Source organism: Desulfotomaculum sp. (assembly GCA_003513005.1).
GTDB lineage: Bacteria > Bacillota > Desulfotomaculia > Desulfotomaculales > Nap2-2B > 46-80.
Map to the genome: position 1 here is coordinate 1 of DOTD01000092.1, position 22,651 is coordinate 22,651.

General features: G+C 48.1%; 20 protein-coding genes. 10 read left to right on the forward strand and 10 right to left on the reverse strand.

Annotated elements, in window-relative coordinates; all coding sequences use genetic code 11:
• Positions 1–195: 195 nt before the first annotated feature.
• Complete coding sequence (locus DEH07_11700; GenBank protein ID HBY05144.1) at positions 196–3,363, forward strand: hypothetical protein; 3,168 nt, start codon at positions 196–198, stop codon at positions 3,361–3,363.
• Between the two features lie 96 nt (positions 3,364–3,459).
• On the opposite strand, the gene DEH07_11705 is transcribed toward DEH07_11700, so the two are convergent.
• Both DEH07_11705 and DEH07_11710 read right to left on the reverse strand, forming a co-directional pair.
• Positions 3,460–3,651 carry a hypothetical protein gene (locus DEH07_11705; protein HBY05145.1) on the reverse strand — a complete coding sequence of 64 codons (192 nt, stop codon included), beginning with the start codon at positions 3,649–3,651 and terminating at the stop codon, positions 3,460–3,462.
• Between the two features lie 531 nt (positions 3,652–4,182).
• Positions 4,183–4,692, reverse strand: coding sequence for a hypothetical protein (locus DEH07_11710; protein HBY05146.1), 510 nt, complete (start codon positions 4,690–4,692; stop codon positions 4,183–4,185).
• 570 nt (positions 4,693–5,262) lie between these two features.
• On the opposite strand from DEH07_11710, the gene DEH07_11715 reads away from it, so the two are divergent.
• The 6 genes from DEH07_11715 to DEH07_11740 all read left to right on the forward strand — a co-directional run bounded on the left by DEH07_11715 (position 5,263) and on the right by DEH07_11740 (position 10,779).
• Positions 5,263–6,375, forward strand: a complete 1,113-nt coding sequence (locus DEH07_11715) for a 3-methylitaconate isomerase (GenBank protein ID HBY05147.1) — start codon at positions 5,263–5,265, stop codon at positions 6,373–6,375.
• 46 nt (positions 6,376–6,421) lie between these two features.
• On the forward strand, positions 6,422–7,684 hold the full coding sequence (gene leuC / locus DEH07_11720; GenBank protein HBY05148.1) for a 3-isopropylmalate dehydratase large subunit: 1,263 nt from the start codon (positions 6,422–6,424) through the stop codon (positions 7,682–7,684).
• 7 nt (positions 7,685–7,691) lie between these two features.
• Positions 7,692–8,162, forward strand: coding sequence for a 3-isopropylmalate dehydratase small subunit (leuD, locus tag DEH07_11725; protein ID HBY05149.1), 471 nt, complete (start codon positions 7,692–7,694; stop codon positions 8,160–8,162).
• Positions 8,163–8,171: 9 nt separating this feature from the next.
• Complete coding sequence (locus tag DEH07_11730) at positions 8,172–9,053, forward strand: carboxyvinyl-carboxyphosphonate phosphorylmutase (protein ID HBY05150.1); 882 nt, start codon at positions 8,172–8,174, stop codon at positions 9,051–9,053.
• Between the two features lie 282 nt (positions 9,054–9,335).
• Positions 9,336–10,316: a hypothetical protein gene (locus tag DEH07_11735; GenBank protein ID HBY05151.1), complete on the forward strand. Its 981-nt coding sequence runs from the start codon at positions 9,336–9,338 to the stop codon at positions 10,314–10,316.
• Between the two features lie 232 nt (positions 10,317–10,548).
• Positions 10,549–10,779, forward strand: coding sequence for a hypothetical protein (locus tag DEH07_11740; protein ID HBY05152.1), 231 nt, complete (start codon positions 10,549–10,551; stop codon positions 10,777–10,779).
• A gap of 213 nt (positions 10,780–10,992) precedes the next feature.
• Here the strand turns inward: DEH07_11740 and typA are convergent, their stop codons facing one another.
• The 8 genes from typA to DEH07_11780 form a co-directional block, all read right to left on the reverse strand.
• Positions 10,993–12,852 carry a translational GTPase TypA gene (gene typA / locus DEH07_11745; protein ID HBY05153.1) on the reverse strand — a complete coding sequence of 620 codons (1,860 nt, stop codon included), beginning with the start codon at positions 12,850–12,852 and terminating at the stop codon, positions 10,993–10,995.
• A 193-nt stretch (positions 12,853–13,045) separates the two neighbouring features.
• Complete coding sequence (locus DEH07_11750) at positions 13,046–13,348, reverse strand: zinc-binding protein (GenBank protein ID HBY05154.1); 303 nt, start codon at positions 13,346–13,348, stop codon at positions 13,046–13,048.
• Positions 13,349–13,988: 640 nt separating this feature from the next.
• A complete protein-coding gene (locus DEH07_11755; protein HBY05155.1) occupies positions 13,989–14,333 on the reverse strand; it encodes a PemK family transcriptional regulator in 345 nt (114 codons plus the stop codon).
• Positions 14,326–14,613 (reverse strand): CopG family transcriptional regulator, encoded by a 288-nt coding sequence (locus DEH07_11760; protein ID HBY05156.1) that lies wholly within the window; start codon positions 14,611–14,613, stop codon positions 14,326–14,328. Before DEH07_11760 ends, DEH07_11755 begins: the two co-directional genes overlap by 8 nt.
• A 148-nt stretch (positions 14,614–14,761) precedes the next feature.
• The gene (locus tag DEH07_11765) at positions 14,762–15,019 is read right to left on the reverse strand and encodes a DNA helicase (GenBank protein ID HBY05157.1); all 258 of its coding nucleotides are present in this window, start codon (positions 15,017–15,019) and stop codon (positions 14,762–14,764) included.
• Complete coding sequence (locus DEH07_11770) at positions 14,997–15,299, reverse strand: transcriptional regulator (GenBank protein ID HBY05158.1); 303 nt, start codon at positions 15,297–15,299, stop codon at positions 14,997–14,999. Before DEH07_11770 ends, DEH07_11765 begins: the two co-directional genes overlap by 23 nt.
• A 50-nt stretch (positions 15,300–15,349) precedes the next feature.
• The gene (locus DEH07_11775) at positions 15,350–18,433 is read right to left on the reverse strand and encodes an SMC family ATPase (protein ID HBY05159.1); all 3,084 of its coding nucleotides are present in this window, start codon (positions 18,431–18,433) and stop codon (positions 15,350–15,352) included.
• Positions 18,430–19,584 carry an exonuclease sbcCD subunit D gene (locus tag DEH07_11780; GenBank protein ID HBY05160.1) on the reverse strand — a complete coding sequence of 385 codons (1,155 nt, stop codon included), beginning with the start codon at positions 19,582–19,584 and terminating at the stop codon, positions 18,430–18,432. The genes DEH07_11775 and DEH07_11780 overlap by 4 nt, the downstream gene beginning before the upstream one ends.
• Positions 19,585–20,078: 494 nt before the next feature.
• Between DEH07_11780 and DEH07_11785 the strand changes: the two genes are divergently transcribed.
• The 3 genes from DEH07_11785 to DEH07_11795 all read left to right on the forward strand — a co-directional run bounded on the left by DEH07_11785 (position 20,079) and on the right by DEH07_11795 (position 22,433).
• Positions 20,079–20,705: a 1-acyl-sn-glycerol-3-phosphate acyltransferase gene (locus tag DEH07_11785; GenBank protein ID HBY05161.1), complete on the forward strand. Its 627-nt coding sequence runs from the start codon at positions 20,079–20,081 to the stop codon at positions 20,703–20,705.
• 1 nt (position 20,706) lies between these two features.
• Positions 20,707–21,609, forward strand: a complete 903-nt coding sequence (locus DEH07_11790; GenBank protein HBY05162.1) for a phospholipase — start codon at positions 20,707–20,709, stop codon at positions 21,607–21,609.
• A gap of 125 nt (positions 21,610–21,734) precedes the next feature.
• Positions 21,735–22,433, forward strand: coding sequence for a hypothetical protein (locus tag DEH07_11795; protein HBY05163.1), 699 nt, complete (start codon positions 21,735–21,737; stop codon positions 22,431–22,433).
• Positions 22,434–22,651 lie beyond the last annotated feature (218 nt).

Below are 22,651 nucleotides of genomic sequence, written 5' to 3' on the forward strand. Positions count from 1 at the left end.
CAGGCGTTAGCCTGAGTAGTTACAAATTTTTAAGTCAAACAACAAACAGGAAAAGGTAGGAAGCAGCGAGGTTATGGGGTTAAAGCGGGTTCACTGAATACTTACCTACGGAGCGATAATTATAAATTAAACGAAAAACGGGGGTGGACGCTGATTATTAGTTCTCTTTTTAACAGTCTGAACCAGAACTCCGGCTTGAATATGGAATTATTCGATCTAATCCCTGTCGGCATAAGCATAACTTTAAACAAAACTTACCGGGAAATAAGACATAACAAGAAAGCGGCAGAATTCCTAAGAATTCAGCCGCGGGAAGCTCTTTTACATCCCGCACCAAACGAATTGCCGTTAAAAATATACCATAGGGGAAGTGAACTGTCTCCGGAGGAAATGCCGGTTCAGCGTGCGTTGGGGAAGGGTGAGACAGTTAAAGACCTGGAATTAGATTTTGTCTGGGAAGACGGAATGCGTAAGACGGCCATCTGGAACTCCAATCTTTTGCTGGACGGGGAAGGCGCGATCATAGGAGCGATCTCTGCTTTTGAAGATATAACCGAACGTATACGTGTTGAAAACGAATTAAAAATAATCAACAGCAATCTTATCGCTTCTCAGGAGATTGCGCATACAGGAAGTTTCACCTGGGATCTGGAGAATAAACGGATGGTTTGTTCCGATGAACTCTACCGCATCCTGGGGCTGATCCCCGGGAAGATTAAGCCTTCCTTCGAGGCTTTTATTAGCCTGATTCATCCTGAGGACAGGGAAAAAGCGGAAAGAGAGATATTAAGATTTATAAGAAAGGGCAAGAAAGTCTCAGATGAATTCCGGATTGTGAAAAGCGATGGCACGGTTAGATTCATAAGGATAGTTGGCAGAGCAGCAAGAGGCGGCGGAAAACCGGCGCTGATAATTGGTGTAGTTCAGGATGTCACAAGACAAAAGCAGGCTGAAAAAATGTTAAGGGAGACCAGGGACTACCTGGAAAACCTGATCGGCTACGCAAATGCGTCTATTATAGTCTGGGACACCTCTTGCAAGATAACCAAATTCAACCATGCTTTCGAGAGGCTGACGGGATACACTGAGGATAAGGTTTTAGGCCGGCCTCTGGATATTCTGTTTCCGGAGAACAGCAAAAAGGAGTCCCTAAACCATATCAGACAGACTTCATCGGGAGAGTTTTGGGAAGCTATTGAAATCCCCATCCTCGGCGCCGACGGTTCGATTCATACAGTCCTGTGGAATTCAGCCAATATCTACAATAAAGATAAAACAGGCATTATCGCCACGATTGCGCAGGGGCAAGACATCACCCGGCGCAAGGAGGCGGAAGAAGCCGTTTACGCAAATCGAAACCTTATGTTTAATATCATCGACGGAACATCAGATCTGGTCGTCGTCAAAGATTTTGAAAACCGGCTGCTGCTCGCAAACCGGGCGCTGGCAAAGATAACAGGCAAACCCTTCGGCGAGATTATCGGTTATGATATCAACAAATATTATGGGCATGAAGCTGGGCAAATGATCCGGGAGAACGATTTAAAAGTTATGACGTCAGGCAGAAGTGAAGTTTTCGAAGAGACGATTCCTACAAAAGACGGCGACCGCATCTTTCTTGCCAACAAATTCCCTTACCGCAACAAATCGGGTGAGCTCATCGGCGTCATCGGTATTTCACGGGATATAACCGAGCGCAAGAAAACCGAGGAGAAAATCCTTTTCAAAAACGCCATGGTAGAAGGAATCAACCGGATCTTGCAGGAGTCGTTAACATGCGCAAATGAGCAGGAGTTGGGCAAAACCTGCTTGAATGTCGCCCAGGAGATAACTGGAAGTCAGATTGGCCTTATCGGGGAAATCGATCAAGACGGGTTCCTGAAAAAAGTTGCCTTCAGCGATCCGGAATGGTTTTCTTGTCGCATGCCGGAAGAAGCAGGTCACGGAAAACCGCCTGAAGATATAAAAATTCGTGGCGTTTATAAGAAGATGCTTCTAGAGGGAAGGTCCTTCTTTACGAATATTCCGGTCTTTCATCCGGAAAGCATCGGCTTCCCTGAGGGACATCCATCGATGAAGGCGTTTCTGGGCGCGCCCTTAACTTATAATGGAAAAACTATCGGCATGATCAGTCTGGCTAACAGGGAAGGCGGCTACAGGAAAGAGGATGTGGAGACTCTGGAAGCTATGGCGCACTCCATCGTGCAGGTAATAATGCGTCTGCGGGCTGAGGTTGCGCTGAAGAAAAGTGAAGAGCGCTACCGTATCCTTACCAAAAAGCTGCAGGAAGTAGACCTTCGCCAATCCGAGGAACGGTTCCATAAGGCCTTTCATTCCAGCCCGGCCATTATGTTTATCCAAAATTTAGACGGACGCTTCTTAGAAGCAAACGACAAATTTATTGAGGTTTCAGGGTTCTCGCGTGATGAGATAATCGGTCGCAACTCTCTGGAATTAAATGTCTATATCGACCCTTCCCAGCGGGTGGAGAGTTTTGGCCCGCCGCCGGAATTAATCAAGTCAATGCATGAGAGGAAACCGATAAATAACCTTGAAGTAAAAATCTATACAAAACGGGGTGAACAGCAAACCGGTCTATTATCAACAGATTTTATTGAGCTTAATAGTGAGACGTGTATTCTAATTATTATAAATGACATTACAGAGCTCAGGCGGTTTGAAAAAAAAATGTCCCGTCTTGACCGCTTAAGTCTCGTCGGAGAGATGGCCGGCGGTTTAGCGCACGAGATCAGAAATCCGATAGCGGTTGTAAGGGGATATCTAGAGTATATAGGGGAGAAAAAAGAATTCCGGAAACAAGCGGACCGGTTCCAGCTTATGATCAGTGAACTGGACAGGGTGAACTCGATTATTACGGAATATCTTACCCTGGCAAGGGGCAAGGCCTATGATGCAAAACCGGAAAACCTGAACGTTTTAATTAAGGATTTGAACTATCTGGTAGAAACGGACGCTATCAAGGAAGACAAGTATATCAATCTGGAGCTTGAAGAGGTACCCGACCTGCTCCTGGAGAAAAACGACATCAAACAGATGATCCTCAACCTGATCCGCAACGGTCTTGAAGCTATGGCGCCAGGCGGCTATCTTACTGTAAGGACGTCTGTCGAAGGGGAAAAGGTCATTCTGGCGGTGTGTGATCAGGGCAAAGGAATCCCGCCGGAGCATCTGGATAAAATGGGCATTCCGTTTTTTACCACAAAAGACTACGGCACCGGGCTTGGACTTGCCATATGTTATAAAATAGCAGCCAGGCATAATGCGGAAATTCATTTAGAAACCAGCCCTGAGGGAACAACATTCTTCGTAAAGTTTACTGTTCCAGGCGCCAGGGTATCTTAAAGCCGGAGCCCGCGCGGCCATCTTTAGCTATTCCCCCAATTTAAGGATGGGGGAGGCGTTAAAGCAAGTGCGAGGTTCTTTTTGTTGTCAGATGACTTATTTTGCGCATTCTTTAAGATCGACGGTTATCCAGATTCTTTTATGAGTACAGCCGTTAAAATCTATATTGTTCAGCTGAGATGTCACTACCGCCTCTTTGCCGTCATATAAAGATTCTTTATAAGCTTTTATCTTGACCAGTTTATCAAAGAGATCGGCCTTGTTTTTAGCATAAATATACTGTTCCACAATACAGCCCCCTTTTTTTTTGTTATATATTTCGGTACAAGAAGGTATATTCCTTGACAATTATTCCGTTAAAAAATGACAGGAAAATGCAAAAAGGCCGGCTTCTAATCAATAAATCTTACCTGTCGCCAAAGATTTTTCGTCAAAAAATATGTTTTTAATATTCCTTGAAGCCTCTCATGTACTTGCGGCAAGGTTTTTAAATATAAGGATTTAAGATAAATCAACTAAATCACCTCACTAAGGAGAGGCTGCGCGCGCCTCTCCTAATATTTTGTTCATTAAAGGGCCGCCTGAGTCCATAAAGCTGCCGGAAATAATAAGTCCCCTTTTAGTAAGGGGACTAGGCGCTCTCTGAAAATAGATACTCTGAATATTATTTCATTAGGGAGGTCAACTGTCTACGTGCTTAAGTATCGCCTCTCATGCTTGTACGAACCCGTTCACCCTCGGGCTCGGTCAAAACTCGGCGCTAAGCGCCTCAAACACTTCCCTCGCTTATTCTCGGGTTCTCTCGTTCTTTGAATTAAGTTAATAAGTGTACGGACCCTGGTGTCCCGGATAGATGTACTGACTGCCGTATGAATGCTGACCCGGCTGGAACTCCTGTGCCTGCTGGCCTGCAATTTGCTTGAGCAGCAGCTGCATATTATCGACAGCCTGAATCATCTGGGAAAACGCCCCTGTTGGCTGCATATACTGCATCCCCTGATTAAGAAGAGAAATAGCCTGGCTAATGGACTGTTTCATATACTGCTGGTTATACTGCTGTTCCTGTATAGCCTGAGTTTTGAGCTGCTGAATTTGCTGGTAGAGCTGGAACGCCTGCTGCATATATGGCTGTGAAGCCATAGGCTGCTGGGCGCTCATCGGCCTGGACGCCATGGGACCCTGCTGCTGAGACTGCCCGTAAGGCTGGGACTGCATCCCGCCTTGGCTGGAGTACTGGGTATAGTTAGTGGGATTTGTTCCCTGCTCAGTTTCTATGTCGGGTGTCTTTTTTACCGGCCGTGATGGTTCATTGGTCTCATTTTTGGGCATTTGGAAATCCTCCTTGTGAGTATGTGTTTTTTCCTTTTTATAGTTTCCCTGTCAAATGTTTTTTATACGCAGCGGAGAATTAATAGGGGGTCAGGCTTTTCTTTGTTCCTAAAAAAATTTTAAAAATAGCTAAGTTGACCTATTGCGCAGTTTTTTTTCGTATGCTATACTCACTGTAGTTGTAAATAAAAATAAAATCCTGTGAAGGAGAAAAGTATAGCTGGATCCAGTTTTTCAGGGAGAAGGCGCCGAGACTGGGAGCGCCTTTAGGATATGGACAGCTGAAGTTCACTCCGGAGGAGCAGGCTGAAAACCTGGATGGCAAGTAGGCTAAGCCGCATTTCCTGCGTTAGAGGGAAGGGGTATCGGAATATTATCCCCACACCGGATAGATATTCCCGTACTTTTTAAGTGAGTGGGCTGTATTTTTATATGCAGCCAATCAGGGTGGTACCGCGAAGCTCGTAGATTTCGTCCCTGGGGGATGAAATATGCGGGCTTTTTCATTTCCCAAACCAGCGCAAAGTCGGGTTTTTTACGAAAGGTTTCATCACAGGAGGAGGTTAAGAAGTGAAAAAGCTGCGGTGCGTAATTATGAGGGGCGGAACGAGCAAGGGTGTATTCTTCAATGAAAATGAACTGCCGCGGGACATTGAAGAAAGGACAAAAGTTATCTTAAGAGTTATCGGCAGCCCGGATAAGAGGCAGATTGACGGTCTGGGCGGGGCTGACATATTGACCAGCAAAGTCGCCATCATCGGTCCTCCCAGCCGCAAGGACGCCGACGTGGACTATGTTTTCGGCCAGGTCGGTATAACGGAGCCGACGATAGACTGGGGATGGGCCTGCGGCAATCTCTCGGCGGCCGTAGGGCCCTATGCCGTGGACGAGGGCCTGGTCAGGGCGCAGGGCCCGAAAACAACGGTCAGGGTTTACTGCGTGAATGTTGACAAGTATCTCAACGTGGAGTTTTCCACTAAAAACGGCAAAACTGTCTACGAGGGCGACTTCGCGGTTGACGGTGTTCCGGGATTGGGCTCGAAAATATCGCTGGATTATTCCGGCACCATTGGCGCTCTTACCGGAAGCCTTCTGCCGACCGGTAGACTGAAAGACGTGCTTGAAGTCAGGAACTTCGGTAAAATCGAAGCCTCCATACTTGACGTTTCCACTGTTGTCGCCTTTGTCAGGGGCAGGGACCTGGGTTTAAACGGTGCGGAATCGGCAGGGGACCTTGATTCGGACAGGGACCTGATCGAATCAATGGAGCAGATCCGCCTTGAAGCAGCCCGTGTATCCAATATTGAGGCAAAAACCGCTCTTATGCCTATGCTCGCCATTGTTCAGGAACCTATTCACTGGGTCAACTCGGCAACGGGTGAACTGATGCGGACCGATGATGTGACCATACTTTCCAAGGTCTACGCCGCGGGAATGATGCACAAGGCATACCCCGGCACCGGGTGCATCACAACGGGAGTTGCCGCCAAGATGAAGGGATCGATTGTAAACGAATTTGTCAGGCCAAAGGCGGGACGCAACGGTACGGTAAAAATCGGCCATTTCTCCGGATGTATTTCAGTGGATGTCAAGTGCTCCGAGAATAATTCTTCCTTCCACCTGGAGAAAGCCGCCATGTACAGGACGGCCAGAAGAATCATGGAAGGATACGTTTATATCTAAGAACGCAGCACGATTTAAGCACACTTAGGACAGGGGATTTAACTAGATGACTATTGTTGAAAAGATACTGGCTGCTCATGCAGGAAAAGAAACTGTGTCCAGCGGGGAGTTTGTGAATGTAAAAGTAGATTTGGTCATGGCCAGCGACCTGACAGCGTACATCTCAATCAAGCAGCTTGACCTGCTGGGAGTTAAAAAGCTTTTTGATCCTTCAAAAGTGGTTTTCGTAATGGACCATTTTACACCCAACAAGGATGTCGCTGCAGCGGAACAGGTTAAAAAGATCCGGGACTTTTCGCTGAAACAGGGACTTCACTATGTTGAGTGCGGAGACATGGGAATTGAACATGTTTACCTTCCGGAGAAAGGCCTGGTCCTTCCCGGTGATGTTGTGGTCGGGGGGGATTCCCATACCTGCACTTACGGGGCGCTTGGCGCTTTTGCTACTGGTATGGGGTCTACCGATATAGCAGTAGCAATGGCGACGGGGGAAATTTGGATGAAAGCGCCCCCGACGTTCAAGTTTTCATACAATGGTAAAGCCGGCAAATGGGTAACCGGTAAGGATCTAATCCTTTATACAATCGGCCGGATCGGTGTCGACGGCACCCTTTATGCGGCCATGGAATTCACCGGGGATGCCATTTCGGAACTTTCCATGGACGGCCGCTTTACGATGGCCAACATGGCTATTGAGGCGGGCGCCAAGGCGGGCATCTGCGAGGTAGACGAAAAGACGATGGAATATCTCGTTCCAAGAGCAAAACGGCCTTTTACAATTTATAAAAGTGACGGCAGCGATGAATATGCGCAGGTTTTTGAATACAATGTGGAAGAGATTGAACCCCAGGTTTCCCTGCCCCATCTGCCCAGCAACGCTGTGGCGGTCAGCAAGGCAGGGGAAATTAAGATAGATCAGGTGGTCATCGGCGGCTGTACAAACGGCCATTTGGAAGACCTTTATTTCGCCCATCTTATTATGCAGGGGAGGAAAATCAGCAAAAAGGTCCGCTGCATAATTATCCCCGGTTCGCAGCAGGTGTACCTGGATGCGCTCCGCCTGGGTTATATGGAAACCTTTGTAACAGCGGGCGCAATGGTAAGCCCTCCGACCTGCGGGCCCTGCGTGGGAGGCCACATGGGCGTGCTGGCTGCGGGAGAACGATGTGTTTCCACTACGAACAGGAACTTTATCGGCAGAATGGGAGACCCAACGTCTGAAATTTACCTGGTTAACCCGGCGACTGCCGCTGCCAGCGCGTTGACCGGCAGGCTGACTGACCCGAGGGAGGTGACCGGCGACGCTTAGAGGAAGAGTGCATAAATTTGGCGCCAATATTGATACGGACGCAATTATCCCGGCTCGCTACGCGTCAATTTCCGATGCGCTGGAACTGGGCAAACACTGCATGGAAAATATTTTCCCAGGGTTTTCGGCCCAGATGGAACCGGGAGATATAATCATGGCCGAAACCAATTTCGGCTGCGGGTCGTCTAGGGAGATAGCTCCGATCTCGATTATGGGGGCAGGGATCTCCTGTGTTATCGCCAAAAGCTTTGCCAGGATATTTTTTAGAAACGCAATCAACATCGGACTTCCTTTACTTGATTGCTCCGAGGTGGTAGACGGCGCAAAAACCGGGGATATACTTGAGATTGATCTTGAGGCTGGGCTGATTAAAAACGCTGCCACCGGATTAACATATAAAGCTGCTCCTTATCCCGACTTTATTAGTGAGTTGATCGATGCGGGCGGACTTATAGAATATACAAAAAGAAAAATTTAAGGAGAGAAAATGAGAAAAACAACCAGGCTTAGAGAACTGATCAACGGCGGCGAAATTTTGGCCATGCCGATAGCGCATGACGCGACGGCAGCAAAACTTATTGAACTTGTAGGCTTCAAATCCCTGGCTACAGGGGGTTATCCAACCACAGCAACTCTTCTTGGTAAACCCGATCTTTCAATACTTTCCATGACGGAAATGGTTACACATACAAAAAACATTGCTGAAGCAGTGGATATTCCCGTTCTTGCCGACGGTGACACGGGCTACGGTGATCTTATTAACGTGATGAGGACGGTACGCGAGTTCGAATTGGGCGGGGTCGCAGCCATGTTCATAGAGGATCAGCTGTTCCCCAAGCGCTGCGGCCACATGGAAGGCAAGCAGATTATCGAGACGGACGAAATGGTGGCGAAATTGAGAGCGGCTATTGATGCCAGGGTGGACCCGGATTTAATCATTATGGCCCGGACGGACGCGATTGCGGTGACCGGCATAGACGATGCCATCTACCGCGCAAACAAGTATAGAGAGGCCGGGGCGGACCTGATTTTCGTGGAAGCCCCGCAGTCAATCGAGCACATGGAGAGAATAAACCGCGAAATAGACGCCCCCACCATGATTATTCAGATAGAAGGGGGCAAAACCCCCCTGCTGCCGATGAAAGAACTTGAACAGATCGGCTACAATGTCGTCGTTTACCCGGTCTCCACGCTTTTTGCGGCCGCTTTTGCAGTAAGGGGCGTCCTGGAGGAACTGATGAAGACCGGCACAACAGCCGGGTACAGGGACAGGATGTACTCCTTTGATGATTTCAACCAACTGGTAGGTCTGGACTATCTCAGGGAGAAAGAAAATTCATTCTACAAAGCGCCGGCGTCTGCTTGCTGATCATTATAGACCTTGCCGGTTTGGCAGGGGGTCAGGCTTGACTTATTGACTAAATTGGTAACTACTTATGCTAAAAATATCTTGCAAAGTAAATCCGTAATCTTTGTTTTTTAATTTTTAAGAAGGAAAATATTTGTCCATGGCGAAAATTTACCTAAAATTAGCAGATTATCTTAAAATACCGCCTGCAGCAAAAACGAAGAGAAAATACAGCAATGGATCAATTTGAAGCTTTCACGACATTTTTTTATAAATAAATATACGTTGGCATAAGGAGGTTTTATGGGCCTTAAAGAAAAAGTTCTGGGCGGCCTGCTGGGAGTGGCCATTGGCGACGCCCTTGGGGTACCTGTGGAATTCCAGCCCCGGTACAGGCTGCAAAAAACGCCGGTTTCGGAAATGATCGGTTACGGAACTCACAATAAGCCTGCCGGTACCTGGTCAGACGATTCATCATTGACCTTTTGCCTCGCACAAAGCCTGTGCGAGAAGGGACTTGATTTAGAAGACGCCGGGGATAGATTTGTCAAATGGTACCGGAAAGGCTACTGGACACCCCATGGAGATGTTTTTGACGTAGGAATCACAACCGCGGAAGCAATCAGACGGCTTGAGACCGGCGTTAAACCGGATCAGGCCGGCTTAGACGATGAAAAAAGCAACGGCAATGGTTCGCTGATGCGCATTCTGCCCGCAGCAATTTACTTCCTTAATGACAATGACCAGGTTATGACCGGCGCCGTCTGCAGCATCTCCGGCCTGACGCACGGGCGCCCCCGGAGTCAGCTTGGCTGTGTCCTGTACTGCCAGCTGGCCAGAGAACTTCTCAAAAACAAAAAGCCTCCGGAAGCCTACGCCAAATTAACAGAGAAAGCCCGGGTTCTATACAGGGGAACCGCCCTGCAGAACGAATTGCAGTATTACGAACGCATTCTCGGGGGCAAGCTGCCCAGCCTGCCGGAAACAGAAATCAAATCGGGCGGCTACGTGGTAGACACCCTGGAGGCATCCATTTGGCGCCTTCTAAATACTGATTCTTTTTCGGAAGCGGTCCTTGCCGCCGTTAACCTCGGAGGAGATACCGACACTACGGGAGCAGTTACCGGGGGTTTGGCGGGCCTTTATTACGGCTATGAATCCCTGCCTGTCAGGTGGCTGAATAAACTTGCCCGCTGCGGGGAAATCCTTGACCTGGGAGAAAATCTTTTCAACAAAGTCAGGCAGTACCCGGCGCCGTTTTCAAGGTCATACTGGGTTATATAGCATTTAGAGCAGACTCCTATACTGCTAACACAGTGCCAGCTTAAAGTATGAAAATTCGCCAACAAAGGGAGGGCAATGCCTCAAGTGCGATTTTGAGCCTCAATTCAAAGAACGAGTGAACCCGAGGATAAGCGAGGGAAGTGTTTGAGGCGTATACGCCGAGTTAAAACCTTAGCCCGAGGGTGAACGAGTTAGTACAAGTATAAGAGGCGATACTTAAGCACATAGGCAGTTGACCTCCCTAATAAATACGGGCAGCGCAAATAAAAAGGAGGAAAAAATAGAAAAGATGAGTAACAGCGGAGGCGTTTCCGGCGGTGTTTACGGTCTTGCTTTTATCGGCGCGCTTGTCTATTACCTCCAGCATGCGGCTAATTTCAAGGAAGGTGTGATCGGCTTCTTCAAAGCCCTCCTCTGGCCGGCGATACTGATCTACAAAGTACTGCAGTTCCTGAAAATGTAATTTTGACAAGCAGAAAGCGGTAAACAATTTCGCCGCCAAGGTAATTCAGGATGCAGATAAACTGGTCGCATCCCCACAGACGAACAACCGGAAATTTTAAAGACAGACACCTGAATTAGCGGAAAAAAATAAAAAGCAGAAAAGCCTGCTTTTTATAAGTAAGGTATTTTATTCACTTCAACCAGAATAACAGTATTGTTTGTCCGGTATGCTTTACTGTTGCGCTGCGACCTGGTTAATTGGACTCTGGGCCGAGGTTTGGAGCTTAATCTTTACGTACCTGTCGCGTTCGCCCTTATTAATGATCATTTTCCGGAGCCGCAGGGATTTTGGGGTTACTTCCAGCAATTCATCATCCTTAATAAATTCGAGGCATTTTTCCAGCGTCATAGTAATCGGCGGCGTTAACCGCAGGACATCGTCGGAGCCGGAAGCCCGCGTATTGGTAAGGTGCTTCTTTTTGCAGACATTTACCGTAATATCATCATTGCGCGCATTTTCCCCGACAATCATGCCGGTATATACCTCAACACCCGGTTCAATAAACAAATTGCCCCTCCCCTGGGCGTTGAAAAGCCCGTAAGGTACAGCGACACCGCTCTCAAAAGCGACCAGTGAACCCCTGGTACGGGTAATGATTTCACCCTTGAAAGGCTGATAGCATTCATAAACATGGTTCATCACACCATTACCCCTGGTATCGGTTAAGAACTCGGATCTATATCCGATCAGTCCCCTGGCCGGGATCAGGAACTCCATTTTAACAGTATTCCCCGCGGCGTTAACCATGTTCGAAAGTTCACCTTTGCGTTTTCCGACACCTTCGATAACAGTCCCGACATATTCAGAAGAGACCTCGATGAACAACCTTTCGACGGGTTCATTCACGACCCCGCTGATGTTTTTCAGGATTACCTCCGGGCTGGTTACAGCGAATTCATAACCTTCTCGGCGCATGAATTCAATCAGTATGGACAGGTGAAGTTCCCCCCGGCCGGATACCTTAAAACAGTCGGGGTTTAGTTCTTCCACACGCAAAGAGACATTGGAAAGCAGCTCGCGTTCCAGACGATCCCGTAAATTTCGGCTGGTCACGTAGGTTCCTTCCAGACCCGCCATGGGGCTGTCGTTAACAACAAAATTCATGGAAATAGTGGGTTCGTCGATATTTACGAAAGAAACAGGCTCTACCAGGTCCGGTGAGCAGATGGTGTCTCCAATATTTATCTCCTGTATACCCGAGACGGCTATTATTTCCCCGGCCCGGGCACGGTCAGTTTCCACCCTTTTAAGGCCTTCAAAAGTATAAAGCGTGTTTATCCTGACCCGTTTCTCCTTGCCGGCCGTATTGCAAAGAATTATTTCCTGGTCTTTGGAGATAACGCCCCTGCTTATTTTGCCGATCCCTATTCTCCCTACATAATTGTCGTAATCAATAGATGAAACGACTAACTGCAGGGGGCCGTCCGGATCGCCTTCCGGGGCAGGCATCTTTTCAATAATCATATCCAGCAGCGGTTTCATGTCGGTTGAAGAATCATCCAGAGAAATTCTTGCGTAACCTTCTTTTGCGGATGTATAGACAACCGGAAAGTCAAGCTGTTCCTCACCGGCTTCAAGATCGATAAACAGGTCCAGCACCTTATCCACAACCTCTTCCGGGCGTGCGCCCGGCCGGTCAATCTTGTTGATCACCACAATAGGCTTCAGGCACGCTTCCAGGGATTTTTTCAATACAAAACGGGTCTGCGGCATGGCGCTCTCAAAAGCGTCAACCAGCAGAAGCACTCCGTCGACCATCTTGACGATGCGCTCGACCTCTCCGCCGAAGTCTGCATGGCCCGGAGTATCGACAATGTTAATTTTGGTGTTTTTATATACGATGCTGGTATTTTTTGATAATATAGTTATCCCGCGTTCCCGTTCCAGTTCGTTATTGTCCATCACTCTTTCGGGCATGACCTGGTTGTTGCGGAAAAACCCGGTTTGTTTGAGCAATTTGTCAACCAGAGTGGTTTTGCCGTGATCAACGTGGGCTATTATAGCTATATTTCTAAGAGATTTTTCTTCCATATATGTATCCTTTATATTTATCCTTTCAAACTGCCGGGTCTTTTAGAAAAACAACAGCGAACCAGTTTTCGCGGCCGCCTATTACTCATTAAATAATGGAAAATGGTTTAAGTATTATGAAAAGCAAATGGCAATATTAAAGACCTGCCAAATCTAAGATTACAGCAGGTCTTTATTTTTTTGTCGCTAAAGCCTAGTAACGACTGCGCGGCTGATAACAGTCCCTGCAGTATACCGGTCTGTCTCCGCGAGGCTGGAAAGGAACCTCGGTCTCTTTGCCGCATGTGGCGCAGACTGCCGGATACATCTGACGGTCCTGACGAAAACCGGAGTTTCCGCCGCCTCTTCTGTTTTGAGCTTTACGAGCCGCACGGCATTCCGGGCAGCGTCCGGGATCATTGGTAAACCCTTTTTCTGCGAAAAACTCCTGCTCCGATACGGAGAAGACAAACTCGGTTCCGCAATCACGGCATGTCAGCTGACGGTCTTGAAACATTAAAAAACCCCCTCATTTTTTTTATCCAATGGAATTAGGATTAACAACCACTTTAATCCCATTGAACTTGAGAGAGCGTGATTTGTAATACCTAATCTAAGGACAATACCATAATAACACGTGTAATTTACAAAGTCAAATCAATATATCTATAATAATTTGTCTAAAAAATGCTTTTCAAAGTGACAGTCAAAACGACTTTCATAAATGCCCGTTTCCGCCCCTTTAAAACAATATTTTCATCTGTTCTCCTGTGTCAAATAGTCATGGTTGTTCTTTATTACATATATCTCCAAGATATAATCAGAATGATCAGCGTCACAAACACAGATAAGCTTATCAGCTTTTCCTGGCATTTCCCTTACTCCTCGTAGAATAATTTTTCGTAAGGTTTTCATAAGATAATTTCCATTTGCAAACCCTAACTAATTGGCATTAATTTACTGGAAATATTGTTCCTTGATAATTTTTTATATATCTACGTTATTTTAGAAGCTATTTAAATTTTCCAAAACCACTTTGTATCAGCCTTGGATTCATAGTTCAATTTATAAACACCATGGGATACCTGACTGGGACAACTTAGCTTTTTGTCCCCTTAATCGGGGATTTTGTTTTTAATTTTTATAATCTCATTTATTTACGGTAAACCCAGGCTGATCTTTAAAACATGATTTACTTCGTCCATTTTCTCCGGAGAAAGAGCGCCTATCTTTTTGACCAGGCGGGACTTATCAACAGTGAGAATTTGCGCGGCATTGACCGCACTCTCTCTTTCCAAACCACCTTCCCCGGCGTCCAAACTGACTAGGAAAGGATAGATTTTACTCACTGCCGTGGTTACCACTACTATAATGACAGTAGAGCCATACCTGTTACCTGCATTATTCTGAACAATGACAGCGGGCCTATAACCCGCCTGCTCGCTGCCTCTTGCCGGGTTGAAGTCCACCAGGAAAATATCACCGCGCCTGACTTCACTCATGTAAGACCACCTCGGACTGCGCTGAAATGGTTACCTCAGCTTCTTTCCGGTTAACTTCCGACAATACAGCGTACCCTTCCGCCAATTCTTTTTCTATTTCTTCCTGTTTGATCCTGCGTAATAGTTCAGCCACCGCGCCGCTTCTCGTAGTAGCCCACTGACAGGCCAATTGGTCAAGAACATTTATCAGCATTGAAGATAAACTAATTGTAATCTTGTTGCTCATTGACGACACCTCTTGGTTCAATGCTATCATACCAGAATACATAATGTCAATCATACTACTGTTCCTACTTTTTAGGAATATCCATGCTGGGATGCCCGATTCATTGCTATCAGAATTCTCTGCCGGATACTATGGAGCATAAAATAAACGATAAAAACACCGGGCTTACTCTTCTTGAATAAACCCGGCAGTAAAACCAATTTTATATTTTTCGTAAAATTTCATGGCGCCCGATAGCGTGAAGTATCATTGTGTCGCTGTTTTGTTCAAAAATAATCCTGATATCCTTGTTAACATAAGCCTCCCAGAACCCTGTGCCTTTGATCCGGTGAATCTTAAGTGAATTATGTTTAGGATTGACAGCAATAAAATGAAGGGTTTTTCCGGCCTGTTTCCGCTCGGCCGGCGATAGCTTCCGAAAATCATTATTAAAAGGATCAGTTAGAATTATCGTCGGCATTTTTTTCTTCCCCAAGAAATTCTAATAAGTCGTCAACATTGGAAAATGTTTTATATCGGCCTTCCTTCAAGGCGTCGGCGCTTTGCTTCATTTTTTCCTGCCAGGAATCAGACCAAAAATACTCCTGGCTTTTATCGTGCCAGGCAACGGGTTTGATAAAAATTCCACCATCCCGTTCCTCCAAGGCGATATAATCACCCTCCTGTATACTTAGTTTTTTAGCAATTTGGGACAGGCTGATAAGCATACGTTTTTGTACTTGTTGTATAATCAATGGCATCTGCGACACTTCCTTAACTGATATGCTGTAAATACAGCATATCAGTATTTTCAGATATTGTCAATGTGTGTTCCCAGTTTGAATTTGGCTGTGCTGCCATGTTCGCCGGCACTGATTTCCAGCCTGGCGTCAATGATTTCCTTGAGTTCGGGAACGTGGGAGATGATGCCTACCAGGCGGCCGCCCTTCTGCAGATCGATTAAGGCTCTGAGGGCAAAGTCCAGGGACTCGGGATCAAGGGCGCCAAACCCTTCGTCTATAAAAATGGTGTCCAGGTAAATGCCTCCAGAGTACGACTGCACTACATCCGCCAGGCCCAGGGCCAGGGATAAAGAGGCCAGGAAAGTTTCCCCTCCGGACAGAGTAGCCACGCCCCTTGCCACGCCAGTATATGTGTCAAAGACTTCCAGATCCAACCCCCCGGCGGCATTGCTGCGCGCCCTGTCCATAGTCCTTTGCAGGTGGTAACGGCCCCGGCTCATCAACTGCAGCCGGCGGGTGGCGGCGACAAGCACGTCATCCAGCAGGGCTCCCAGCACAAAGCGCTGAAAGGTCAGCCCGTAGTTATTCTTTCCATTGGCCACTTCTGAAAGACGACCGAGTACCGCATAGCGGCTTTCCAACTCCTTTAAAGAACCCTCAATTTCAGCAAGCTGTTTAAGCCATCCGGCCTCCCGGACTGTTTGTTCTTCAAGCTGCGCCTCTTCTTTTAGAGCCTGTTTCCAATCATTTTCCGCTTCGGTCAGAGCGGCAGTAAGTTTCTCAAGATTGGGTACGTTTAAGCCTTCGGCGCCGCGGACAGCTCGCTCAAGACGGTCACTGGCAGCGCTCAGGTTTCCGTCAAACCCCTTAATCTCTTTCTCCAGCCTGCCGGTCTCTTCCGGCGTCCTTTTGGCATCCTTGAAATCATCATGAGTTGCGAAGCCCGCCGCTGTTAATCTCTGTTGAAAATCATCTTCTTCGCTCCTTGCGCGTTTTACGGCCAACCGGGCTGCCTCTTTCGCTTCTATCCCGGCAGTTTCTGCTCTGGCCAGCGCTTGGTTTGCTTCTTCGGCCGTTTTCCTGGCCTGCTCGTAAGCGGCAATCAGTCTCTCCCGTCTGTCCCTGGCGTCTTTCTGAACCTTTTGCAGGAATAATGGATCACGCAAATCCGCCGGAATTCCCGATTCCCTCTCCAGGGCTACCGCCTTAGCAGAATCAAAGGTTGTTTTAGCGTCCTGAAAATCCTTTTTCGAAATATCAAGCCGGTCAACAGCCGATTTTTCCTTTTTCTTCAGTCCTTCAAGTTCTTTAGCCAGCCGGGCGGAAATTTTTACGGCGTCTTCCGCCTCGTGCAGCAGGTCCCCGTCTTTGGCGGCGGCAACCTGGAGAACGGCCAGTTCAAGGCTTGCTTTCTCTCCCAGCTCGTGTATCAATTCTTCAATCCTGCCGCCCGCAGACGCCTTTTTGGAATTAATACCGTTTAACGTATCCCGCTGTTTATCCCGGACGGATTCAAGATTGGTCACGGCGAGCTGTTTTTTCTTAAGGTCATTTTCTGAAGGCAGCGCCGCCTTACTAAGGGCGGGAGCAGGGTGGTCCGTGGAGCCGCAGACCGGGCAGGAAGCGCCATCAGTTAAAGTGCCTGCTAAAATTGCCGCCTGCCCGCTGTTCCAGGCCTCCTGCAGATTGGCCAATTCCATCTTTGCCTTTTGATAGTGTTCTTCATCCTGATTGAGCTTTCTGCCGGCTGTATCAAGTTCTTTCAGGATGATAGTCATACCTTTGCGTAAATTTTCAAGGGACTGCCTTTTCGTTATTAATTGTTCGGCTTCCTTATATGCGGATTCCAGCGCCGCCGACTGAACAGCCTTTTCTGCTGTATCCTGACGGGCTTTGTCTTTTTCGGCGATCAAAGCCTGTATAGCAGCCAGGGAAGACTGGGCCTGGCTCTGGCTTGCTTCAGCGGACTGCATCTTTTTTTGAGCCAGACTAACTTTATGGCGGGCTTCGTACAAGGCTGCGACCTTCGCGGTCAGTTCTTCCAGCCGTGTTAATTCTCTTGCGGCTTTTTCCCGCTCGTCGCCTTTTTGCTCCTCTTCGGCCAGGACCTTTTCAGCCTTTTCTTTGGCATTCAGAGCCTCACTTTTTGTTTTTTGTTTTTTCTCATAAGCGCCGGCGGCAATAACGGCGTCCGCCTGGCGCCTTTTGAGGGTGCTCTCGACATCCGCCAGGCTCAAAGCCTGCCTGGCCCTCGTTAATTCAACCCTTTTTGCATCAATAACTGCTATCCTCATATTCAAATCGGCCGCGGCAAGTTCGGCGTTCTTTTTTTCATCCAGCTTTTCTTTGGCCTGTATGCCGGTGTTCAACTGCTCCTGAGCCGATTTTACAGAATTTTGGCCTGCCTCAATTCTTTTTTTTACCTCATTTAGTTGTTCCTTATGTTCACCATGCTGCAGCGCGAGTTCTTCTTTTGATCCGGCTTTTGATTCATTCAAGACGAATCTTAGTTCATTCGACTTGTCGTCATTGCTCTTTTTAAGCTCTTTGGCCGATTCTTTCAGCGTATCCTCTATCTGGCGAAAAAACTCCGCCCTGAAGAGGGTTTCCAGGATTACCTGCCGCTCCTTGGAGTCCGCAGTTAGAAGTCTGCGGAATTCTCCCTGGGGAAGCATGACCACCTGACGGAACTGACTGCTCTTGAACCCCAGCAGCGCTTCGATCTTTTCCGTGACTTTGTTCCACCCGCCGGCCAGCACTGTTCCTTCTTCATCGTCATTGATCAAACCGGTCCTTTTCCAAAGGGCAGCGTTTGCGCTCATTACGGCTGTGCCGGCGCCCCGGCGGCGCGGCCTTTCCTGTTCAGGATTGCGTTTAATCCGGTAAACCTCGGCGCCGGCGCTGAAATCAAAGGTCAGTTCGGTAGCCACGGACAAATCCGCATGATCGCTGCGCATCTGCCTGCCGTCCCGCAAGGCTCCGCTGCTCTCGCCATAGAGAGCGAAACACATCGCGTCGAGAATGGCTGTCTTGCCTGAACCCGTCGGCCCGTGAATTAAAAAAAAGGAGCGGCTGCCAAGTTCCCTGAAATCGATAACCTGTGTCCCGGCGTAAGGCCCGAAGGCGCTCATCGAAAGCTTAAGCGGCCTCATACCGTCGCCTTCCTTTCCTGCCTGTACAGGTTTTCGACGGTATCCTTAAATACCTGGAGCTGTTCCGCCGGCAGGGCTGCCCCCGTCACCTGCTCAAAAAAAGATGAAAATAGACTGGTTTCGCTCAACCCCCGGTGATCACCACCGGGGCCGCACAGTTCCAGGCCCTCAGCCAGAAAAGGCCTTTCGATGTGCAGCACATTCGGGTAAACATTGCGCAGCTTGCCTATCGCGTCCAGTATAGCGCCGGAGTCAGTCAAAGTGACTTTTAAATAATCATCCCTGCTCTCACCGCTGCGGGGCCCGGCCAGGATATCGTTGAGCAGCCCTTCCAAACAGCGGACATCCCTGCGGTGGGTAAGGTAAACCTCTTCAATGGTTGTTTTGCCAAGCCTGTCCATTTCCACAAGGGCCACCGATTTCCTGTGGCCCGCTTCGGAAAAAGAATATTTCATCAGGGAACCGGAATAACGGATATTTTCCCTCCCGGCGTACTGCGGCCTGTGCAGGTGCCCAAGGGCAGCGTAGTGAAAGTCAAAAAAATGCTCCGGGTCTACAAACCCGGAACCTTCTATGGAAAGGGGACGCTCCGATTCGCTGACCTCTCCGCCAACTACAAAAGCGTGGCCAACCAGGATCAAGCGTGCGCCGGTGGGGATATTTACAGTTAACTGCTTAATTATGTAAGCCATTGCCTCATTGTGATCATGAATATCCTTGACCGAAAATTTTTCCCGCACAACCGGAGGATCGGCATAAGGCAGAGGGTAAATGTAAACCGTACCGTCCGCATCATGAATTTCTACCGGAGCAATATTTTTATCCAACACCCCGGCAATGTGGAGCCCCTGCCGGGCTAATAGCCTGGCAGCGAACCCCACCCTCTCGGGGCTGTCGTGGTTGCCGGCAATTAAAACAACCGGAACCCGGCAGTCCAAAAGAATGCGGGAAAGCACATCGTCAAGAAGGCTGACAACCTCTGCGGGGGGCGCCGCACGGTCGTAAATATCGCCGGCGATTAAAACAGCATCCGGTTTCGAGTAGCTGACCAGCCTGATAAAATCTTCAAGTATATAAGCCTGATCATCTGTTAAATGCGTCCCGTAAAAAATTCTCCCCAGGTGCCAGTCGGAGGTATGAATAAATCGCATATTAACTCTCCTCTTGCAGGTTTTAATAATTTTCCCTGAATACCTTAATACATTTCCAGAAAGGTGGTTGTTCTTTTAGTTCCTTTTCATTGTCTTTGTGGATTATTAAATCAGGGCTGTTAACCAGATTTGATATGAGCGGTCTCTGGGGTTATATATTTTACATATTTCGCCATCTCATATCAGTTATCCTTCTACCTGCAAATATCCGAATATGCAGAATGTATGTGTACGGCATTGGTCTTCCTTTTGGTTGCAGTAGTTATTCAACAAATTATCTTAATTCAAATTTCGCCTTTAGTCACGGATATCTTTTGCTCTTTATCTTGACACGCTAATGTGGCAGGGGTATTATTAATAAAATTAGTTAATTGGGGATATTGTGGTTATTGTGGTATATAACCACCTCTATATTGATTTATAATTCCAGGAACAGTAAAAGCTGTTCTTATGGCAACTTCTTCCTTAACGTGTCTCTCAGGGGAAGTGACCGGATGTTCTACGCGTTGGTGAAGTTAATTTCTAGGTATTTATTGTGGCTTTTTGGGAATACTGTCATTGCCGGGCAAGCCAACATCCCCCGCACAGGTCCGATGATTATAGTGTCCAACCACATCAGTCTGCTGGACGGTCTCCTTTTATTGGCGTTCTGGCCGCGACGGGTTACATTCCTATCGGTAGCCTACCTGTTCAAGATGCCGATAGTGGGAGCTCTTTTACGCGCTATTGGCGCCATCCCGGTGCAGAACGAGGGAAGTGAATTGGCGGGAATAAGGAGAGCCTTGAAGGTATTGCAGGAAGAAGGCGCCCTGGTTTTTTTTCCCGAAGGCCATCTTGGCGCCGGTGACCAGCTTCTGCCATTCCAAACAGGATGGGCGTATCTGGCTTTGAAGGCAGGAGCGCCTGTCCTGCCGGTGGCTATCAAGGGTACCAGCACAGCACTGCCGGTAGGCGCCGCCTTCCCGCGCCGATGTAAAATCTACATGCAAATCGGGGCTCCCTGGACATTGGAAAAGGCCCGGCGACCAAGGCAGGAGACCCTGGCGGTTTTGAATATGAGGCTGGTCAGCCAAATGGAACAAATGTTAAATGAGATTACGTCTATAGAGGGAGGCCGGTAAGATGAAAGAAAGGCCGCGAATCGGCCTGGCCCTTGGGGGCGGCGGTGCAAGAGGTTACGCCCATCTAGGAGTGATTAAGGCCTTACAGGAGGCGGACATCCCTATTGATATTATCGCCGGAACCAGCATGGGGGCAGTGGTAGGCGCCGCCTTCGCTATGGGGTACCGGACCGAAGAACTGGTGGATATAGCCCTTCAGATGAGTTGGCGGCGGTTGTTGAGTCTGGCAGACCCGACTATACCCCATCATGGTGTAATTGCCGGCAACCGGTTGGAAAAGTATTTTCAAACATTAACCTGTGGGAGGAGGTTTGACCAACTGGAAAAAACTCTAGTCGTTATCGCCACCGACATAAATACAGGGGAAGAAGTGCGGCTTGACTCAGGTCCGGTTGCCCGGGCTTTAAGAGCCAGCACCGCAGTGCCGGGAATCTTTTGCCCGGTCAATTCAGAACGGCGCTATCTGGTAGATGGGTCGGTAACTACACCTGTGCCGGCGGCGGCAACCCAGGAGGCGGGAGCGAATGTGGTTGTGGCCGTGGATGTTTGCTCGACGGTGGACCGGACTGATGTCCTGGCGCAGGCATGGAAGTGGTGGAAGAAGATACCTCCCATGCAAACTTATGGCCTGATAGGTATGCCGGGTTTCTTAAGTTTCTTTAAACGGGCGCTGCCCGAGAGCATCAACATTGTCGGCCGTTCAATGGAACTGAACGACTGTCACATTGAGATTTCCTTTCCAGCGACTCCCACTGCGCAATACTGGCTGTTGAGGCCGGCGGTGGAAAACGTAAGATGGTATGAGTTTCACCGGGTCCGTGAGTGCATCCAGGCAGGCGAAGCTGTAGGACGGCAGGTAGCTGGACAGATTAATGCTTTGCTTAAAAAAGGTAATTTCACCTAAGGAACCGGAAATCAAACCGGCAGAAAAAGATAAGTAATCGAAAGACGGGCAACTCTTGACTGGCAGGCACACAGGGGATAATAATATGAAGTGACAGAAATAACTAACTTAAGGAGAAGAATATAATGCGCATCACCCGGCGACGAATAGACTTTCTGCAAAAAATTAAACAGCTTTATGAAACAACCAACCTGCCGGTACATTATGCCAGGGTGGCCGAACTGCTGAAAGTCAGCAAGTGGAGCGCTTATGAGATGATGAAAACGTTGGAAAAGGAAGGCCTTTTAGCCAGCCAATATGAAGTTAACCAGGGAGAAAAATTTCCCGGCCGGGCTATGGTACTCTTCACACCCACACACATGGGTGATCTGGTTCTGTCCGGGGAAGCCTTGAAGGAGAAGATCCCTATCAAGGAATGGCAACAAGTTAATGAAAGGCTATTGTCTCTGTGTGAAAAACTAAAAAAAGCCAATACCAAGGAAATAGTCGAACAACTGATGGCTGAATTGCCTGGTCTGGAAAGCCCCCTGATTTTCAGCGCATATATGATAGTCCTCTTAATCGCTCAATTGCAAACCATCAGTGAAAAGGGTGTCGGACTGGTTAAAAATGTAGTGATGAATACGATCAAGGCGGAAACAGGACTGATCATTTTTGCCGGCGCCGTCATGGGCAGCATGTTGAAAACAGCCAACCAGTTTCCGCTGCTGTTCCAGATTGTCAGCTATATGGACAGATTCCAAGCCAACCTGGCTGAACTTAATCAATCCGAACACGCCCTGCTGATGAATTTCTTTGAGGAGACACTGGAAAAAGCAACGTAAGTTTTTACAGGATATTTGGGTATATTGAGGTTGAGGAGCCATAGCCTTAACCAGGAAAGCTGCGGAAAAACTGGTTGATGAACTGGTGAAAAAGGAGAAGTATGCCGGGAAGAAGCCAAGGACATGGTAAATGATATGGTGCAGGATTTCCTCTAATAACAGCTTCAGGGAGTATTCCAGGCTGCGTATCCGGCCATCGGTATCATACTGTTCTTTTG

Bases quoted from the DNA above. Each gene is read 5' to 3' on its own strand.
- typA (HBY05153.1), bottom strand. From the start codon at position 12,852: ATGGAAGAAAAATCTCTTAGAAATATAGCTATAATAGCCCACGTTGAT.
- DEH07_11735 (HBY05151.1), top strand. From the start codon at position 9,336: ATGGGCCTTAAAGAAAAAGTTCTGGGCGGCCTGCTGGGAGTGGCCATT.
- DEH07_11790 (HBY05162.1), top strand. From the start codon at position 20,707: ATGAAAGAAAGGCCGCGAATCGGCCTGGCCCTTGGGGGCGGCGGTGCA.
- DEH07_11755 (HBY05155.1), bottom strand. From the start codon at position 14,333: ATGAGTGAAGTCAGGCGCGGTGATATTTTCCTGGTGGACTTCAACCCG.
- DEH07_11795 (HBY05163.1), top strand. From the start codon at position 21,735: ATGCGCATCACCCGGCGACGAATAGACTTTCTGCAAAAAATTAAACAG.
- DEH07_11760 (HBY05156.1), bottom strand. From the start codon at position 14,613: ATGATTGACATTATGTATTCTGGTATGATAGCATTGAACCAAGAGGTG.
- DEH07_11780 (HBY05160.1), bottom strand. From the start codon at position 19,584: ATGCGATTTATTCATACCTCCGACTGGCACCTGGGGAGAATTTTTTAC.
- DEH07_11730 (HBY05150.1), top strand. From the start codon at position 8,172: ATGAGAAAAACAACCAGGCTTAGAGAACTGATCAACGGCGGCGAAATT.
- DEH07_11765 (HBY05157.1), bottom strand. From the start codon at position 15,019: ATGCCGACGATAATTCTAACTGATCCTTTTAATAATGATTTTCGGAAG.
- DEH07_11770 (HBY05158.1), bottom strand. From the start codon at position 15,299: ATGCCATTGATTATACAACAAGTACAAAAACGTATGCTTATCAGCCTG.
- DEH07_11710 (HBY05146.1), bottom strand. From the start codon at position 4,692: ATGCCCAAAAATGAGACCAATGAACCATCACGGCCGGTAAAAAAGACA.
- DEH07_11750 (HBY05154.1), bottom strand. From the start codon at position 13,348: ATGTTTCAAGACCGTCAGCTGACATGCCGTGATTGCGGAACCGAGTTT.
- DEH07_11785 (HBY05161.1), top strand. From the start codon at position 20,079: ATGTTCTACGCGTTGGTGAAGTTAATTTCTAGGTATTTATTGTGGCTT.
- leuC (HBY05148.1), top strand. From the start codon at position 6,422: ATGACTATTGTTGAAAAGATACTGGCTGCTCATGCAGGAAAAGAAACT.
- DEH07_11775 (HBY05159.1), bottom strand. From the start codon at position 18,433: ATGAGGCCGCTTAAGCTTTCGATGAGCGCCTTCGGGCCTTACGCCGGG.